This window comes from Citrobacter sp. Awk 4, assembly GCF_028069725.1.
GTDB lineage: Bacteria > Pseudomonadota > Gammaproteobacteria > Enterobacterales > Enterobacteriaceae > Citrobacter_D.
In genome coordinates, this window is sequence record NZ_JANEWG010000025.1 from 50,547 (window position 1) to 67,391 (window position 16,845).

Genomic DNA, 16,845 nt, shown 5'->3' on the forward strand with positions numbered 1-16,845 from the left:
CCCTTGCTTTCCGGCTCTAAAGTGGTTTAGGTTAAAAGACATCAAATGAATAAGCATTCATCGAGAATTTTATGACACGCGTTCAATTTAAACACCACCATCATCACCATCATCCTGACTAGTCTTTCAGGCGATGTGTGCTGGAAGACATTCAGATCTTCCAGTGGTGCATGAACGTATGAGAAAGCCCCCGGAAGATTTCTTCCGGGGGCTTTTTTTTGTGCGTGACTCAGCTCGGTTCAGACAGGATAAGAGGATTAAAAGATGTTAGATAACACTCGTTTACGCATAGCTATTCAAAAGTCAGGCCGTTTAAGCGATGACTCACGCGAATTACTGGCCCGCTGCGGGATTAAAATTAATTTACACACTCAGCGTTTGATTGCGATGGCGGAGAATATGCCTATCGATATTCTGCGCGTGCGTGACGACGACATCCCGGGTCTGGTCATGGACGGCGTCGTTGACCTGGGGATTATCGGTGAAAACGTCCTTGAAGAGGAACTGCTGAACCGCCGCGCGCAGGGTGAAGACCCTCGCTATTTTACCTTGCGTCGTCTCGACTTCGGCGGTTGCCGACTCTCGCTGGCGACCCCTGTCGACGAAGCCTGGGATGGCCCAGCCGGACTGGATGGCAAACGCATTGCCACCTCTTATCCACACCTGTTGAAACGTTATCTGGATCAGAAAGGCGTTTCGTTTAAATCCTGTCTGCTTAATGGTTCTGTTGAAGTCGCCCCGCGCGCCGGTCTGGCTGATGCGATCTGCGATCTGGTGTCAACAGGGGCGACGCTTGAAGCCAATGGCCTGCGAGAAGTCGAGGTTATCTACCGCTCTAAAGCGTGTCTGATTCAGCGAGACGGCGAACTGGCCGATGCCAAACAGTTGCTGGTTGACAAATTACTGACCCGTATTCAGGGCGTTATTCAGGCTCGCGAATCCAAATACATCATGATGCACGCGCCAAGCGAGCGCCTGGATGAAGTCATCGCCCTGCTGCCAGGCGCCGAACGCCCAACCATTCTGCCGCTGGCAGGCGATCAGCAACGCGTCGCGATGCATATGGTCAGTAGCGAAACCCTGTTCTGGGAAACCATGGAAAAACTGAAAGCGCTGGGCGCCAGTTCGATTCTGGTGCTGCCCATTGAGAAGATGATGGAGTAAATAGCCATGAGCTTTAATACGATCATTGACTGGAATACCTGTAGTCCTGATCAGCAGCGTGATTTGCTGATGCGCCCGGCCATTTCCGCCTCTGACAGCATTACCCGTATCGTTGCGGATATTCTGGACAACGTGAAATCACGCGGTGACGACGCCCTTCGTGAATACAGCGCTAAATTTGATAAAACGAACGTCGTCGCCATGAAAGTCACCGCCGAAGAGGTAGCCGCAGCCAGCGACAGACTCAGCGACGAACTCAAACAGGCCATGGCGGTTGCGGTAAAAAATATTGAAACGTTCCACACCGCGCAAACCCTGCCAACGGTGGATGTGGAAACCCTGCCTGGCGTACGCTGCCAGCAGATAACCCGCCCGGTGGGCTCTGTCGGCCTGTATATCCCCGGCGGTTCAGCCCCGCTCTTTTCGACGGTATTGATGCTGGCCACGCCGGCACGTATTGCCGGCTGCAAAAAAGTGGTGCTCTGCTCTCCCCCGCCAATTGCCGACGAAATTCTCTACGCGGCAAAACTGTGCGGCGTGCAGGAGGTCTTCAACGTTGGCGGCGCGCAGGCGATTGCCGCGCTGGCCTTTGGCAGCGAATCGATCCCTAAAGTGGATAAAATCTTTGGCCCCGGCAATGCCTTTGTCACCGAAGCCAAACGTCAGGTCAGCCAGCGTCTCGATGGCGCGGCCATTGATATGCCAGCGGGACCGTCAGAGGTGCTGGTCATTGCCGACAGCGGCGCAACACCCGATTTCGTTGCCTCCGACCTGCTTTCCCAGGCGGAGCATGGTCCTGACTCACAGGTGATTCTGTTAACGCCAGATGCCGAGATTGCCCGTCGGGTCGCCGACGCCGTTGAACGTCAGTTAGCCGAACTGCCGCGCGCGGAAACGGCGCGTCAGGCGCTAAGCGCCAGTCGACTGATTGTGACAAACGATTTGCCGCAATGTGTGGCCATTTCTAACCTGTATGGACCGGAGCACCTGATCATTCAGACCCGCAATGCGCGCGAACTGGTCGATGAAATCACCAGCGCAGGCTCCGTCTTCCTGGGCGACTGGTCACCCGAATCCGCTGGCGATTATGCTTCCGGCACCAACCACGTGTTACCTACCTATGGCTTTACGGCAACCTGTTCCAGCCTTGGACTGGCAGATTTCCAGAAACGGATGACCGTGCAGGAACTGTCACGTGAAGGTTTCTCCGCCCTGGCGTCTACCATCGAAACGCTGGCGGCAGCCGAACGCCTGAGCGCTCATAAAAATGCCGTCACCCTGCGCGTTAACGCCCTGAAGGAGCAAGCATGAATACCGAAAACACCCTCAGCGTCACCGACTTAGCCCGTGAAAACGTCCGTAAACTGATACCGTACCAGTCGGCTCGCCGTCTGGGCGGCAACGGTGATGTCTGGCTGAACGCCAATGAATTTCCCACAGCGGTTGATTATCAGCTTACCCAGCAGACGCTCAATCGTTACCCGGAATGCCAGCCAAAAGCGGTCATTGCCAACTATGCCCAGTACGCGGGGGTAAAGCCAGAACAGGTGCTGGTCAGCCGTGGCGCAGATGAAGGTATCGAATTGCTGGTGCGCGCGTTTTGTGAGCCGGGTAAAGATGCGATTCTTTACTGCCCTCCCACCTACGGTATGTACAGCGTCAGCGCTGAAACGATCGGCGTGGAATGCCGCACGGTGCCGACTCTTGAAAACTGGCAACTGGATATGCAGGGCATTTCGGACAAACTTGATGGTGTGAAAGTGGTGTACGTCTGTAGTCCGAACAACCCGACCGGGCAACTGATCAACCCGCAGGATCTGCGGACATTGCTGGAACTGACCCGTGGAAAAGCCATTGTGGTTGCCGATGAGGCCTATATTGAGTTTTGCCCGCAGGCAACGCTCGCGGGCTGGCTCAATGAATACCCCAACCTGGTCATCTTACGGACACTGTCTAAAGCGTTTGCTCTCGCCGGATTACGCTGCGGATTTACGCTGGCCAGCGAAGAGGTCATCAATCTGCTACTGAAAGTCATCGCCCCGTACCCGCTCTCTACGCCGGTCGCTGACATCGCCGCCCAGGCCTTAAGCCCGCAGGGTATTACCGCCATGCGCGAGCGCGTGGCGCAGATCCTGGTCGAGCGTCTGTATCTGGTCAATGCCCTGAAAGAGATCCCCTGCGTAGAACAGGTTTTCGATTCCGAAACCAACTACGTTCTGGCTCGGTTCACCGCCTCCAGCAGCGTGTTTAAATCGTTGTGGGATCAGGGCATTATCTTACGGGATCAGAATAAACAACCTTCTTTAAGCGGCTGTCTGCGGGTAACAGTGGGAACCCGCGAAGAAAGCCAGCGCGTCATTGACGCTTTACGTGCGGAGCAAGTATGAGCCAGAAGTATCTTTTTATTGACCGTGATGGAACCCTGATTTCCGAACCGCCGAGTGATTTTCAGGTCGATCGCTTCGACAAGCTGGCATTTGAGCCTGACGTTGTCCCCGTTTTGCTCAAGCTGCAAAAAGCGGGCTTTAAACTGGTGATGGTAACCAACCAGGATGGGCTGGGAACGCAGAGCTTCCCACAGACGGATTTCGAGGGTCCGCACAACCTGATGATGCAGATTTTTACCTCTCAGGGCGTGCTGTTTGATGACGTTCTGATCTGCCCGCATCTGCCAGCTGATGCCTGCGACTGCCGTAAACCGAAAGTCAAACTGGTTGAACACTATCTGGCCGAACAGGCAATCGACAGCGCGAACAGCTATGTGATTGGCGATCGTGCCACCGATATCCAGCTTGCTGAAAATATGGGGATCACCGGTTTACGCTATCACCGCGAAAATCTGAACTGGGCGATGATTGGCGAACAGCTGACAAAACGCGATCGTTACGCCCACGTTGAGCGCAACACCAAAGAGACGCAGATTGACGTCAAAGTGTGGCTCGACCGTGAAGGCAGCAGCAAGATCAACACGGGCGTCGGCTTCTTCGACCACATGCTGGATCAAATCGCCACCCACGGCGGTTTTCGCATGGAGATAGCCGTTAAGGGCGACCTCTACATCGACGATCACCACACAGTCGAAGACACCGGTCTGGCACTGGGCGAAGCGTTAAAACTGGCACTGGGCGACAAGCGCGGCATCAACCGTTTTGGCTTTGTTCTGCCGATGGACGAATGCCTGGCGCGCTGCGCGCTGGATATCTCCGGGCGTCCGCACCTCGAATACCGCGCCGAATTTACTTACCAGCGTGTCGGCGATCTGAGTACCGAGATGATTGAGCACTTCTTCCGCTCGCTCTCCTACACCATGGGTGTGACGCTGCACCTGAAAACCAAGGGCAAAAATGACCACCACCGCGTGGAAAGCCTGTTTAAAGCGTTTGGTCGTACGCTGCGACAGGCGATTCGCGTGGAGGGTGACACGCTTCCTTCCTCGAAAGGAGTGCTGTAATGAACGTGGTGATCCTCGACACAGGCTGCGCCAACCTGAACTCGGTGAAATCCGCCGTGGCGCGCCACGGATATAATCCCGTGGTCAGTCGCGACCCTGATATTGTTCTGCGGGCAGACAAATTATTTCTGCCGGGCGTGGGTACCGCGCAAGCGGCGATGGACCAGTTGCGCCAGCGAGAGTTGATTGAGCTTATCAAAGCCTGTACCCAGCCAGTGTTGGGTATCTGCCTGGGCATGCAAATTCTGGGTCGTCATAGCGAAGAAACCCACGGTGTCGACCTGCTGGGCATTATCGACCAGGACGTGCCTAAAATGACCGACGTTGGTCTGCCGTTACCGCATATGGGCTGGAACCGCGTCTATCCACTGGCCGGGAATCGTCTATTTCAGGGCATTGAAGACGGCGCTTATTTTTACTTTGTGCACAGCTACGCGATGCCGGTGAACCCGTGGACCATCGCCCAGTGCCACTACGGCGAACCGTTCACTGCCGCCGTGCAAAAAGATAATTTCTTTGGCGTGCAGTTCCACCCCGAACGTTCGGGTGCCGCTGGTGCGCAGTTGCTGAAAAACTTCCTGGAGATGTGATGATTATTCCAGCATTAGATTTAATCGACGGCACCGTGGTACGTCTCCATCAGGGTGATTACGCCCAACAGCGTGATTACGGAAGCGATCCCCTGCCCCGTTTACAGGATTACGCAGCCCAAGGCGCAGAAGTATTGCATCTGGTCGATCTGACCGGGGCAAAAGATCCGGCCAAAAGACAAATCCCGCTGATTAAAGCGCTGGTCGCAGGCGTTAACGTGCCCGTACAGGTTGGCGGTGGAGTCCGCAGCGAAGACGATGTGGCGGCGTTGCTTGAGGCTGGTGTCGCGCGCGTAGTGGTTGGCTCCACGGCGGTAAAATCCCCTGAGGTGGTGAAACGCTGGTTCGAACGGTTTGGCGCCGACGCATTGGTGCTGGCGCTGGATGTACGCATTGACGATCAGGGTAACAAACAGGTCGCCGTCAGCGGCTGGCAGGAAAACTCCGGTGTCTCTCTGGAAGCGCTGGTCGACATGTATCTGCCGGTCGGCCTGAAACATGTGCTGTGCACCGATATTTCACGCGACGGTACGCTGGCAGGTTCTAACGTCTCACTGTATGAAGAAGTGTGCGCCAAATATCCGCAGGTGGCGTTTCAGTCCTCCGGCGGGATTGGCGACATTAATGACGTTGCCGCACTTCGCGGAACCGGCGTTCGCGGCGTGATCGTCGGACGCGCATTGCTGGAAGGCAAATTTACCGTTAAGGAGGCTATCCAATGCTGGCAAAACGTATAATCCCTTGCCTGGACGTTCGTGATGGCCAGGTCGTCAAAGGCGTGCAATTTCGCAACCACGAAATCATCGGTGACATCGTCCCCCTGGCGAAGCGCTATGCCGAAGAAGGTGCTGACGAGCTGGTGTTCTACGATATTGCCGCCTCCAGCGATGGTCGTGTCGTCGACAAAAGCTGGGTCTCGCGCGTGGCGGAAGTGATCGACATTCCGTTCTGCGTGGCGGGTGGGATTAAGTCAGCAGAAGATGCCGCAAAAATTCTCTCCTTCGGCGCGGATAAAATTTCCATCAACTCTCCGGCTCTCGCCGACCCGGAACTAATCACCCGTCTGGCCGATCGCTTTGGCGTGCAGTGTATTGTGGTGGGTATTGATACCTGGTTTGACGCCGAAACCGGTAAATACCACGTTAACCAGTATACCGGCGATGAAAGCCGTACCCGCGTCACCACCTGGGAAACCCTCGACTGGGTTCAGGAAGTACAAAAACGCGGCGCGGGTGAAATCGTCCTCAATATGATGAACCAGGACGGCGTGCGTAATGGTTACGATCTGGTGCAACTGAAGAAAGTGCGTGAGGTTTGCCACGTACCGCTGATTGCCTCCGGTGGCGCAGGCACTATGGAACACTTTCTGGAAGCTTTCCGCGATACCGATGTCGACGGTGCGCTTGCCGCTTCCGTCTTCCACAAACAGATCATTAATATTGGTGAATTAAAAACGTACCTGGCAACCCAGGGCGTGGAGATCAGGATATGTTAACAGAGCAACAACGCAGCCAACTGGATTGGGAAAAAACCGACGGACTGATGCCGGTTATTGTTCAGCATGCGGTATCCGGTGAAGTGTTGATGCTGGGGTATATGAACCCGCAAGCGCTGGATAAAACCCTCGAGAGCGGGAAAGTCACCTTCTTCTCACGCACCAAACAGCGTTTGTGGACCAAAGGCGAAACGTCCGGTCACTTCCTCAATGTGGTCAGCATTGCGCCGGATTGCGATAACGACACCCTGCTGGTACTGGTCAATCCCGTTGGGCCAACCTGTCACAAAGGCAGCAGTAGTTGTTTTGGCGAAACCAGCCATCAGTGGCTGTTTCTCTACCAGCTTGAACAACTGCTGGCTGAGCGTAAAACTGCCGATCCGGCAAGTTCTTACACCGCGAAGCTTTACGCCAGCGGCACCAAGCGCATCGCGCAAAAAGTCGGTGAGGAAGGCGTCGAAACTGCGCTGGCCGCGACGGTTCACGATCGTGCTGAACTGACCAATGAAGCGTCAGATTTGATGTATCACCTGCTGGTGTTGCTGCAGGATCAGGATCTGGACCTGACGACGGTTATTGAGAATTTACGAAAACGGCATCAGTAGATTCAGAATGCAAAAAACCGGGCGACGCCCGGTTTTTTGTTTGTCGGTCGGATAAACACAACGCTATCCGACACAACAATATGATTACTGCGCTTTTGGTTTGTAGTTACGCAGCGCGTTACGCCCCAGAACCACACCCGCACCAATCATTCCGCCCAGCAACACGGCTAACACCAGCGTAATTGCTTTTTTCGGGCTATCGCGACGAATCGGCAACGTCGGTTTCATCACATAGCGATAGGCATGAATAGCGGAAGTGTCTACTTTCAGCTTTTCAATATCCAGCAGGTTCTGCTTCGTCTGATAATAGTTTGCCGAAAAGACCAGAGGACGTGTCGCTTCATGCTCAATCATTGACTTCAGCGCATCACTGCCCAGCAGGAACATACTGTCTTGTGTGACATCCTGAGTCTGTTGGATTTGCGGTTTGGTGATATTGGCCTGAGTCGCAAACTTGAGCGATTCCCTAATTTGCTGAATTCGTAACTCTTTTTGTTCCTGAGACACCACTTCCTGTGTCTTCAGCGAGTCCTGCAAGGTCGTTTTCTGCAATTTAATGTTGTCATTCAGGTCAACGTCCAGTTCTTCCGCTACCTTCTCATCAACCTGCTGGATATACTCCGCCAGTTGACGTTGAGCTCCTTCTGCTGAATCACTCACATAAGAGACAACCAACGGCAACGGTTGACCTTTCACAGAAGGTTGAATAGTCAATTTTTCAGGTTCTTCTTTGTTTTCCAACGTTTCTGCCAGTGCGGAGAAAGTCGTGTTAAAACGACCGATAAATCCGGCCTGAATCTCACTGACTTTAGGTGCGCTGTTACCATACAATACGTTCATCGCATTGTTATAACTGGCAATCTGTCCCACTTCGGGTTGAGTCACAATCGCTGTCGACGTCCATTTTTCCTTCGCTACGGACAGATAACCCGCAGCCAGCGCAATAGCCACAATCACACACAATACGATTGTCACCTTTCCGCGCCACAATTGCATGATTAAATCAATTAAATCAATTTGTTCCGGGTCGTTACTGCGCCCGGTGAGGTTGTGATTATCCACTCTTATCAAGATCCTAACGAGTAAAAGGCTTAAGCAGGAAACAGTGTAGTCATAAACAGCGTTAAAGCTATAGGATAAGTGATAAAAAATTCAGATTATTTCAATGTCTTTGATAGGTAATCAGGGCTATTTTAGCCCTGATTACATTGAGTTAATCACTGCCGAAAAGATCCCGGGTATACACTTTGTCTGCGACATCCTGAAGTTCAGATGCCATACGGTTAGAAATAATCACATCCGCTTCCTGTTTGAAGGCGGTTAAATTTCGCTCAATCCGGGAGTTGAAAAATGTGTCGTCTTGCATGACAGGTTCATAAATAATGACGTCAACCCCTTTAGCTTTGATGCGTTTCATAATCCCTTGAATAGAAGATGCGCGGAAATTGTCGGAACCACTCTTCATTATCAGTCGATAAATACCCACCACTTTCGGTTTCCTTGCCAGGATCGCATCGGCAATAAAATCTTTACGCGTCCGGTTGGCATCCACAATGGCAGAAATAATATTGTTCGGCACCGACTGGTAATTCGCCAGAAGTTGTTTGGTATCTTTCGGCAAGCAATAGCCACCATAACCAAATGAGGGATTGTTGTAATGGTTGCCAATCCGAGGATCCAGACATACCCCTTCAATAATCTGCCGCGTGTTAAGACCCAAACTTTCTGCATAACTATCGAGTTCGTTAAAGTACGCCACACGCATCGCCAGATAGGTGTTAGCAAACAGTTTAATTGCTTCGGCTTCGGTAGAGTCGGTAAAAAGCGTGGGGATATCCTGTTTAATCGCCCCTTCCTGTAACAATGCGGCAAACCGTTCTGCACGTTCTGAGCGTTCACCGATCACAATCCGTGAAGGATGCAGATTATCGTAGAGGGCTTTGCCTTCGCGCAGAAACTCTGGGGAAAAGATGATATTTTGAGTATTGAATTTTTTAGACATTGCCGCCGTAAAACCAACAGGCACCGTTGATTTAATGATCATCACTGCATCCGGATTAATAACTAAGACATCCTGGATAACAGACTCTACACTGGATGTATTAAAATAATTGGTTTTTGGATCATAATCGGTCGGGGTTGCAATAATGACATAGTCCGCATTTTGGTAGGCGTATTTTTTATCCAGTGTAGATTCGAAATGAATATCAAAAGACTGCAAAAATTGTTGAATTTCTTTATCAACAATAGGAGACATCCGATCATTTAACATTTCAACACGTGAAGGGATAATGTCTAATGCAATGACCTGATGATGCTGGGCGATAAGTAGACCATTAGACAGGCCAACATATCCGGTACCGGAAATGGTGATATTCATTTCATACTCTCAGAATTAACTTAATATATGAATCACGATGTTTGACACCCTGATAAGATTTAAAAGTTTTAACGCCTGAGTGAATAATGTGTCAATGAAGGCGAAAACATTTCGGATTTTCTTTATCAGAGTACAAGGTGTTTATTAAGTTAGGATTAAGGAATGAAAAGAAATCAATAAGATTAAAGGTAAAAAAAAGCCCGGTTATAAACCGGGCTCACGCATAATTTCAGTATTATTCCATCCACTCAGTATGGAAAACACCTTCTTTATCAGTGCGTTTATAAGTATGTGCACCAAAATAGTCACGCTGCGCCTGGATCAGGTTAGCAGGCAGCACGGCGGCACGATAGCTGTCGTAGTAAGCAACAGCGGCGGAGAAGGTCGGAACCGGAATACCGTTCTGAACTGCATAAGCTACCACGTCACGCAGCGCTTGTTGGTATTCATCCGCAATGTTCTTAAAGTATGGCGCCAGCAGCAGGTTAGCGATGTTCGCATTCTCGGCATAGGCATCGGTGATCTTCTGCAGGAACTGAGCACGAATGATGCAACCCGCGCGGAAGATTTTCGCAATCTCTCCGTAGTTCAGATCCCAGTTGTACTCGTCAGATGCAGCACGCAACTGAGAGAAGCCCTGGGCGTAGGAAACGATTTTACCCAGATACAGAGCACGACGAACTTTCTCGATAAACTCCGCTTTCTCGCCCGCCAGTTGCGCTTTAGGTCCTGTCAGAACCTTAGACGCCGCCACACGCTGATCTTTCAGCGAGGAGATGTAACGTGCGAACACAGACTCGGTGATCAGAGACAGCGGTTCGCCAAGGTCAAGAGAACTCTGGCTGGTCCATTTTCCGGTACCTTTGTTGGCCGCTTCATCGAGGATCACATCGACCAGGTATTTACCTTCTTCATCTTTTTTGGTGAAGATGTCTTTCGTAATATCGATCAGGTAGCTGCTCAGCTCACCGTTATTCCACTCGGTAAAGGTACTCGCCAGCTCTTCATTACTAAGGTTCAGACCGCCTTTCAGCAGGGAATACGCTTCAGCAATCAGCTGCATGTCACCGTATTCAATACCGTTGTGTACCATCTTCACATAATGGCCCGCGCCATCAGCACCGATATAGGTTACGCAAGGCTCACCATCTTCTGCAATGGCAGCGATTTTAGTCAGAATCGGCGCAACCAGTTCGTAAGCTTCTTTCTGACCACCAGGCATGATAGAAGGCCCTTTCAGCGCGCCCTCCTCACCACCGGAAACACCGGTACCGATGAAGTTGAAACCTTCGGCAGAAAGTTCACGGTTACGACGAATGGTGTCCTGGAAGAAGGTATTACCACCATCAATGATGATATCGCCCTTATCCAGATACGGCTTCAGCGAATCGATAGCGGCATCGGTACCCGCGCCGGCTTTCACCATTAACAGGATACGACGAGGCGTTTCAAGGGATTCAACAAACTCTTTTACCGTGTAGTAAGGCACCAGTTTCTTGCCTGGGTTCTCGGCAATCACTTCTTCGGTCTTTTCACGGGAGCGGTTGAAAACGGAGACGGTATAACCACGGCTCTCGATGTTGAGCGCCAGGTTGCGCCCCATCACTGCCATACCGACGACGCCAATCTGCTGCTTAGACATTACATACTCCTGTCAGGTGTGGTCACCACGCGACATATGCGCGGCTTGAAAGTGGCCTAGATGTTAACTCAGGAAGAGCTTGGGTAGATAGCGGAAGATGCGTTTCAAGAAGGCATTAAACAAATGTCTTAGCAAAGGAAGGGTCAAATGGCCCCTCTTTCACTTCCATCATGAGAGCTCGTGGAGACAGGCATTCGACACTATGTATGTCCCCCGGAGAGAACTCCACAACACTTATTCCAGTATTTTCCCCTGCAATAAACTGCTTAACGACTTCCCCATCGTTACCATACAGGCAGACATGAAGTTGACCCTGCATGACGATGAACATTTCCCACTGATGAGGAAGCTTATGATAATGAGGTTCAACATAGCTGTTTTTGACCAGAGCAATGAGCAACCGTTGCACCTTATCTTGATGCGAGCTGTGCATCAAAAGATGGGAACGTAAGCGCTCTGATTGCTCAGCTTGTTCATATAATGCCTCAAGTTGGTCATTATCAATTAACCGCATTGCATGCCTCCAGCCTCATTTCTATCGTCTGTGCCGCTGACTCAACTGAGAAATGCTCTTGCAGCAACGTATTAGCGCCCATGCCGAGTCGGCGGCGCTCACGATTATCATGAAGCATTAACAGCGCAGACTGGTGAAGTTTGTCGTCCTCACCATTAATATGGATTGCTCCTGCATTATTTTTATTGACAATATCAAGCAGGTCATTACCAGCATTCACGCTGCCTAATATTGGCAGAGACTGAACCATATAGCCTAGCAACTTACCCGGAAAGTTATGAGAAGAGTGTCTGGCAGAAAGAGAAAATAGACCTATATCCACTTCCGACAAGATAAACTTAAATTCATCCTGATTAACAGAAGCCAGGTAGGTGAAATTTGGCAATTCCCACTCAGCAGCTAAGGAATTGATTAATTCAACTTCATCACCCTGACCAATAAATAGGAAATGGGCTTGCGGATGTTCTGCCATACTGCGCGCAAGACGCATCAGATTCGCCATATCCTGCGCATGACCGATATTTCCGCCATAGAAGAAAATGACTTTATCTTCAAGACCAAGGCGCTTACGCAATGGCACATAATCCTGGGGTAATACCGTCGGCATAAGCGATGCCCAGTTACGCAAAACCTCGCAAGGATACCCCTTATTTGTCACCCGAAAAACATCAAGATTCTTATCAGACATGAGTCCAATACGATTTGCCTGGCGATAAGATAATTTTTCGAAGAGACGAAAATAGCGTTCAATTGGAGAGCCCATTTTTAGCATGCCAGCGTCAATTACCCATTGAGGGAACATGTCTCTCAAAATAAGATAAGCTGGACATTGACAACGGGCTTTAATTTTCTTAACTAAATATCCCCAAAATATGGAAGGTGAGTAATAAACCACACCATCAAAAGTCTCTTTCTTTATTCGACTGTTAATGGCTTTCCAGGCCCGATAGGACAAGAGCGTTTCATTGAGGGCCCGCTTAACTTTACTCACATCCTTGAGCGGCCCACTTTTGAAACGCCATGTTTTGACTCCCTGAAAGGTGTCATATGACACCTCTTCTTGTAGGTTTGAGTCAGGAGTAATTACCGTAACATCGTGCCCACGTCGAATAAATTCCTGAGCCAACTCATGAAACATTTTTGCACCCACACGAGTACTATTGGGCAGGTAATCATCTATGATTAAAACAAGTTTCATCAATATTCTTTCCAGACGACTCTCTTGACGTAATCTGTATAAGAGTGAACAATTCTGACGACTTTATCCGACACATTCGGCATGCTGTAATCACTTACCTGTCGTAAGAGACGGGTCTCTCCGCGAGGTTGCGTTGCCAGAATTTCCAGCGCCTGTAGTACACGTTCACACTCCAGACCCACCATCATAACGGATGCTTCTTCAAAACCCTCCGGACGTTCATGCGCTTCCCGGATATTAACTGCAGGAAAATTCATGATGGATGATTCTTCAGTAATCGTGCCACTATCTGACAGCACCGCACGCGAGTTTTTCTGCAGATGATTGTAATCATGGAAACCTAACGGCTTCAACAGATTAATATTTGGGTGAAATTCAATCCCTTGTTCATTGATACGATTACGTGTACGCGGATGTGTTGATACAATGACTGGGAGATCATATTTTTCAGCAATGGTGTTTAGAATAGTCGCAAGCTTGACCAATTGCTTCGGAGAATCGACATTCTCTTCACGATGCGCGCTGACAACAAAAAACTCACCAGGACGTAAATTCAAACGCGACAACACATCCGAACCATCAATTTGAGGCATATAGTATGAAAGCACCTCAAACATAGGGCTACCGGTTTTAATGATCCGGTCAGCCGGGATACCCTCAGCTAACAGATATTCACGTGCAATATCGCTGTAGGTCATATTGATGTCAGCGGTATGATCAACAATACGTCGATTAGTTTCTTCAGGTACGCGCTGGTCGAAACAACGGTTGCCGGCTTCCATATGGAAGATAGGTACTTTGCGACGCTTAGCAGGAATAGCAGAAATACATGAGTTGGTATCCCCCAGCACTAGCATTGCTTCAGGTTTTTCAGTTTCTAATACTTCATCAACTTTGATGATAACCTGACCAATGGTCTCAGCCGCATTTTTTCCCGCAGCATTTAAGAAATAATCAGGTTTGCGTACACCGAGATCGTTGAAGAATACTTCATTCAATTCGTAATCATAGTTTTGACCGGTATGGACAATAATATGCTCACAGTGTTCATCAAGTTTAGCCAACACGCGTGACAAACGGATAATTTCAGGACGCGTCCCAACCACAGACATAATTTTTAATTTTTTCATTACAAAGGTCTCGCAATAGTATCAGGCTCATCACGATTAAAAATTTCGTTTGCCCAGAGCATAACTATTAATTCATCATTTCCAATATTCGTGACATCATGGGTCCAGCCAGGTACTGTTTCAACGATTTTAAATTCATCAGAAGAAACATTCAGCTCATAACGCTCACCGGTAATCATATGCTCGAACCTGAAGCAGGCCTGTCCACGAATAACCAGGAATTTCTCATTTTTAGTGTGATGATAGTGCCCGCCACGAGTAATACCCGGATGCGCTGTGAAGAATGAAAATTGCCCGGCTGAAGGTGTTTTTAACATCTCACAAAAAATCCCACGGTCATCGCCGTAGGATGGTACCGTATAAGCAAACTTTTCGGCAGGCAAATAACTTAACCACGTCGAATACAACGCTCGGGTGAATCCAGTCCCCACCGCTTCAGTGATCAGGGTAGAACGGCTCTCCTTGAAGCGGTAAATTAATTCCGCTACCTCGCCTACGGTCGTTGAATAAACCGGTGAAACGGTTTTGTATCCACGATCAACTGTTCCAGTGAGAAGCTTTAACGCATCAGTGCAAACATCATCAATATAAACCAGATTGACCGGTGCTGATGGGTCATTGATGGTAATGTCGATATTGTTGGCAATGTTATGGCAGAAGGTAGCCACGAATGAGTTATAGTTCGGTTTGCACCATTTACCGAAAACATTTGGATATCGATAAATAAAAGATGCTGCACCACTTTCTGCTGCATAACGGTCAATCTGTTTTTCAGCCGCCGCTTTACTCTGCCCATACGCATTATCCAGTTCAGCCTGGATCGAAGAGCTGATCATAATGGGCACTTTTCTTTGCTTCGCTAACAGAGAATCAACAATCTGCTGAGTTAGATTACTGTTACCCTCAGCAAACTCTTCAATATTTTTAGGTCGATTGATACCTGCAAGATGATAAATAAAATCTGCTTCTTGCAGGCCAATTTCAAGCTCGGCCGCACTTGAATCACGATCAATCTTAACAAGGTCAACATACCCTGCTTCCTGAAGGCGTAAGCACAAGTTACGTCCGATAAAGCCATCAGCTCCAGTAATCAGGATTTTCATATTAGGAGTCCAGATCGTAATTTTCACCAGCACGCAATGCGCGAATAAATGGCAGCTTAAGAAGTAGAGCTTTCATCCCTTCGACATCCAGTCGCTGTGTGTTATGGGAGTTATAATCCTCAACAACAGAGATACGACTGTCACCTTGCTCTACATATTTTCCGTAGTTAAGGTCACGTAAATCTGGTGGGACTCGATAGTAATCACCCATATCAATAGCAGCAATCATCTCTTCACGGCTAAGCAGCGCTTCATAAAGCTTTTCACCATGGCGGGTACCAATGACATTGACCGGATGGTGCTCGACATTCAGAAGCTCTTTCAGAGCAATGGCTAGCGTTTCAATTGTCGCTGCAGGCGCTTTCTGTACGAAAATGTCGCCGTTATTACCGTGTTCAAATGCATAAAGCACCAGATCTACAGCATCTTCAAGGGTCATCATGAAACGAGTCATGTTTGGATCGGTAACTGTCAGCGCTTTACCTGCTTTGATCAGATCAACAAACAGAGGAATCACCGAACCACGAGATGCCATAACATTGCCGTAGCGGGTACCACAAATGACAGTTTTATTACTATCAACATTTCGAGATTTTGCAACCATGACTTTTTCCATCATAGCCTTAGAAATACCCATAGCATTTATTGGATATACTGCTTTGTCAGTACTAAGGCATACAACGCGTTTCACTTCATTTGTGATAGCCGCTTCAAGTACATTTTCAGTACCTAAAACATTAGTTTTCACAGCTTCCATTGGGTGGAATTCGCATGATGGCACTTGTTTTAAAGCCGCAGCATGGTAAATATAATCAACACCTCGGGAAGCGTTGAGAACGCTTAAATAATCTCGCACATCACCTATATAAAATTTCAATTTCGGATTATTATATTTTTTTCGCATATCATCTTGTTTCTTTTCATCACGAGAAAAAATGCGAATCTCTTTGATATCAGTATCCAGAAAGCGATTCAAGACGGCGTTTCCAAAAGATCCAGTACCACCAGTAATAAGAAGAGTTTTATTCTTAAACATATATTAACCTTTGATATTTAAATCTATAGTTAGTTCGAAAAAAAGACATCATCAATTATTTTATTGAATTTAGCCCAATCATCTTTATATTCAAACGTCTCTGTTTTATTATCATCTTTTTCAATAAGAGATTTTAATTTATAGGCCCATTTAGAAGCATCATCAGGGTCTACAAAATGAGTGGAAGCATAATCTTGTAATGCCTCTCTTGCATAAGGCAAGTCTGCTGTAATAATTTTAACTCCTTTACAAGCACCTTCTATTAATGGCAATCCAAACGATTCAATTTTGCTAGGAAACAAAAGACAAAATGACGTTGAGTATAAGCGATTTAGCTCTTCTTGATTTACAGAGCCAATAAATCGGACATGCTTATATATGTCCATAGTTTTTGTTTTTTTATCTAGGTAACTATTAGCCGGAATTGTAAATAAAACACTTACATTATTTTCTTTCAAGTATTCATTGCCCAACATTGAAAGTGCCTGAATGATTACAGCATGATTTTTATATTCATATTCAGCAGCAGGGTAAATG

18 protein-coding genes and 1 other annotated feature are annotated in these 16,845 nt (G+C 48.5%); of the genes, 9 read left to right on the forward strand and 9 right to left on the reverse strand.

Annotated features, from left to right (window positions below):
• The first annotated feature begins 71 nt into the window (after nucleotides 1-71).
• The 9 genes from hisL (at nucleotide 72) to hisIE (ending at nucleotide 7,305) form a co-directional block, all read left to right on the forward strand.
• The gene (gene hisL / locus NNO04_RS12515) at nucleotides 72-122 is read left to right on the forward strand and encodes a his operon leader peptide (RefSeq protein WP_001364200.1); all 51 of its coding nucleotides are present in this window, start codon (nucleotides 72-74) and stop codon (nucleotides 120-122) included.
• Nucleotides 98-220: a sequence feature (His leader region), on the forward strand. (Overlaps the previous gene by 25 nt.)
• 44 nt (nucleotides 221-264) lie before the next feature.
• Nucleotides 265-1,164, forward strand: a complete 900-nt coding sequence (hisG, locus tag NNO04_RS12520; protein WP_162379918.1) for an ATP phosphoribosyltransferase — start codon at nucleotides 265-267, stop codon at nucleotides 1,162-1,164.
• A gap of 6 nt (nucleotides 1,165-1,170) precedes the next feature.
• A complete protein-coding gene (gene hisD / locus NNO04_RS12525; RefSeq protein ID WP_271444924.1) occupies nucleotides 1,171-2,475 on the forward strand; it encodes a histidinol dehydrogenase in 1,305 nt (434 codons plus the stop codon).
• On the forward strand, nucleotides 2,472-3,551 hold the full coding sequence (hisC, locus tag NNO04_RS12530) for a histidinol-phosphate transaminase (RefSeq protein ID WP_271444925.1): 1,080 nt from the start codon (nucleotides 2,472-2,474) through the stop codon (nucleotides 3,549-3,551). Before hisD ends, hisC begins: the two co-directional genes overlap by 4 nt.
• Nucleotides 3,548-4,615 carry a bifunctional histidinol-phosphatase/imidazoleglycerol-phosphate dehydratase HisB gene (gene hisB / locus NNO04_RS12535; RefSeq protein WP_271444926.1) on the forward strand — a complete coding sequence of 356 codons (1,068 nt, stop codon included), beginning with the start codon at nucleotides 3,548-3,550 and terminating at the stop codon, nucleotides 4,613-4,615. Before hisC ends, hisB begins: the two co-directional genes overlap by 4 nt.
• A complete protein-coding gene (gene hisH, locus NNO04_RS12540) occupies nucleotides 4,615-5,205 on the forward strand; it encodes an imidazole glycerol phosphate synthase subunit HisH (RefSeq protein WP_271444927.1) in 591 nt (196 codons plus the stop codon). Before hisB ends, hisH begins: the two co-directional genes overlap by 1 nt.
• Nucleotides 5,205-5,942: a 1-(5-phosphoribosyl)-5-[(5-phosphoribosylamino)methylideneamino]imidazole-4-carboxamide isomerase gene (gene hisA, locus NNO04_RS12545; RefSeq protein WP_271444928.1), complete on the forward strand. Its 738-nt coding sequence runs from the start codon at nucleotides 5,205-5,207 to the stop codon at nucleotides 5,940-5,942. The genes hisH and hisA overlap by 1 nt, the downstream gene beginning before the upstream one ends.
• Nucleotides 5,924-6,700: an imidazole glycerol phosphate synthase subunit HisF gene (gene hisF / locus NNO04_RS12550; RefSeq protein ID WP_271444929.1), complete on the forward strand. Its 777-nt coding sequence runs from the start codon at nucleotides 5,924-5,926 to the stop codon at nucleotides 6,698-6,700. The genes hisA and hisF overlap by 19 nt, the downstream gene beginning before the upstream one ends.
• Nucleotides 6,694-7,305, forward strand: coding sequence for a bifunctional phosphoribosyl-AMP cyclohydrolase/phosphoribosyl-ATP diphosphatase HisIE (hisIE, locus tag NNO04_RS12555; RefSeq protein WP_271444930.1), 612 nt, complete (start codon nucleotides 6,694-6,696; stop codon nucleotides 7,303-7,305). The genes hisF and hisIE overlap by 7 nt, the downstream gene beginning before the upstream one ends.
• A gap of 84 nt (nucleotides 7,306-7,389) precedes the next feature.
• Here hisIE and wzzB read toward each other — a convergent pair whose 3' ends face one another.
• From wzzB to NNO04_RS12600, 9 genes are all read right to left on the reverse strand, one after another.
• Nucleotides 7,390-8,373: an LPS O-antigen chain length determinant protein WzzB gene (gene wzzB, locus NNO04_RS12560; protein WP_271444941.1), complete on the reverse strand. Its 984-nt coding sequence runs from the start codon at nucleotides 8,371-8,373 to the stop codon at nucleotides 7,390-7,392.
• Between the two features lie 145 nt (nucleotides 8,374-8,518).
• A complete protein-coding gene (gene ugd, locus NNO04_RS12565; protein WP_271444931.1) occupies nucleotides 8,519-9,685 on the reverse strand; it encodes a UDP-glucose 6-dehydrogenase in 1,167 nt (388 codons plus the stop codon).
• 235 nt (nucleotides 9,686-9,920) lie between these two features.
• Nucleotides 9,921-11,327 carry an NADP-dependent phosphogluconate dehydrogenase gene (gndA, locus tag NNO04_RS12570; protein ID WP_271444932.1) on the reverse strand — a complete coding sequence of 469 codons (1,407 nt, stop codon included), beginning with the start codon at nucleotides 11,325-11,327 and terminating at the stop codon, nucleotides 9,921-9,923.
• 115 nt (nucleotides 11,328-11,442) lie between these two features.
• Nucleotides 11,443-11,841 carry a WbuC family cupin fold metalloprotein gene (locus tag NNO04_RS12575; RefSeq protein ID WP_271444933.1) on the reverse strand — a complete coding sequence of 133 codons (399 nt, stop codon included), beginning with the start codon at nucleotides 11,839-11,841 and terminating at the stop codon, nucleotides 11,443-11,445.
• Entirely contained in the window at nucleotides 11,828-13,039 is a 1,212-nt protein-coding gene (locus tag NNO04_RS12580; RefSeq protein ID WP_271444934.1) for a glycosyltransferase family 4 protein, read from the reverse strand. The genes NNO04_RS12575 and NNO04_RS12580 overlap by 14 nt, the downstream gene beginning before the upstream one ends.
• Complete coding sequence (gene wecB, locus NNO04_RS12585; protein WP_271444935.1) at nucleotides 13,039-14,169, reverse strand: non-hydrolyzing UDP-N-acetylglucosamine 2-epimerase; 1,131 nt, start codon at nucleotides 14,167-14,169, stop codon at nucleotides 13,039-13,041. The genes NNO04_RS12580 and wecB overlap by 1 nt, the downstream gene beginning before the upstream one ends.
• Nucleotides 14,169-15,272, reverse strand: a complete 1,104-nt coding sequence (gene wbjC / locus NNO04_RS12590; RefSeq protein WP_271444936.1) for a UDP-2-acetamido-2,6-beta-L-arabino-hexul-4-ose reductase — start codon at nucleotides 15,270-15,272, stop codon at nucleotides 14,169-14,171. Before wbjC ends, wecB begins: the two co-directional genes overlap by 1 nt.
• Nucleotide 15,273: 1 nt before the next feature.
• The gene (fnlA, locus tag NNO04_RS12595; RefSeq protein WP_271444937.1) at nucleotides 15,274-16,308 is read right to left on the reverse strand and encodes a UDP-N-acetylglucosamine 4,6-dehydratase/5-epimerase; all 1,035 of its coding nucleotides are present in this window, start codon (nucleotides 16,306-16,308) and stop codon (nucleotides 15,274-15,276) included.
• 29 nt (nucleotides 16,309-16,337) lie between these two features.
• A partial coding sequence (locus NNO04_RS12600; RefSeq protein ID WP_271444938.1) for a glycosyltransferase occupies nucleotides 16,338-16,845 on the reverse strand: 508 nt, incomplete at its 5' end.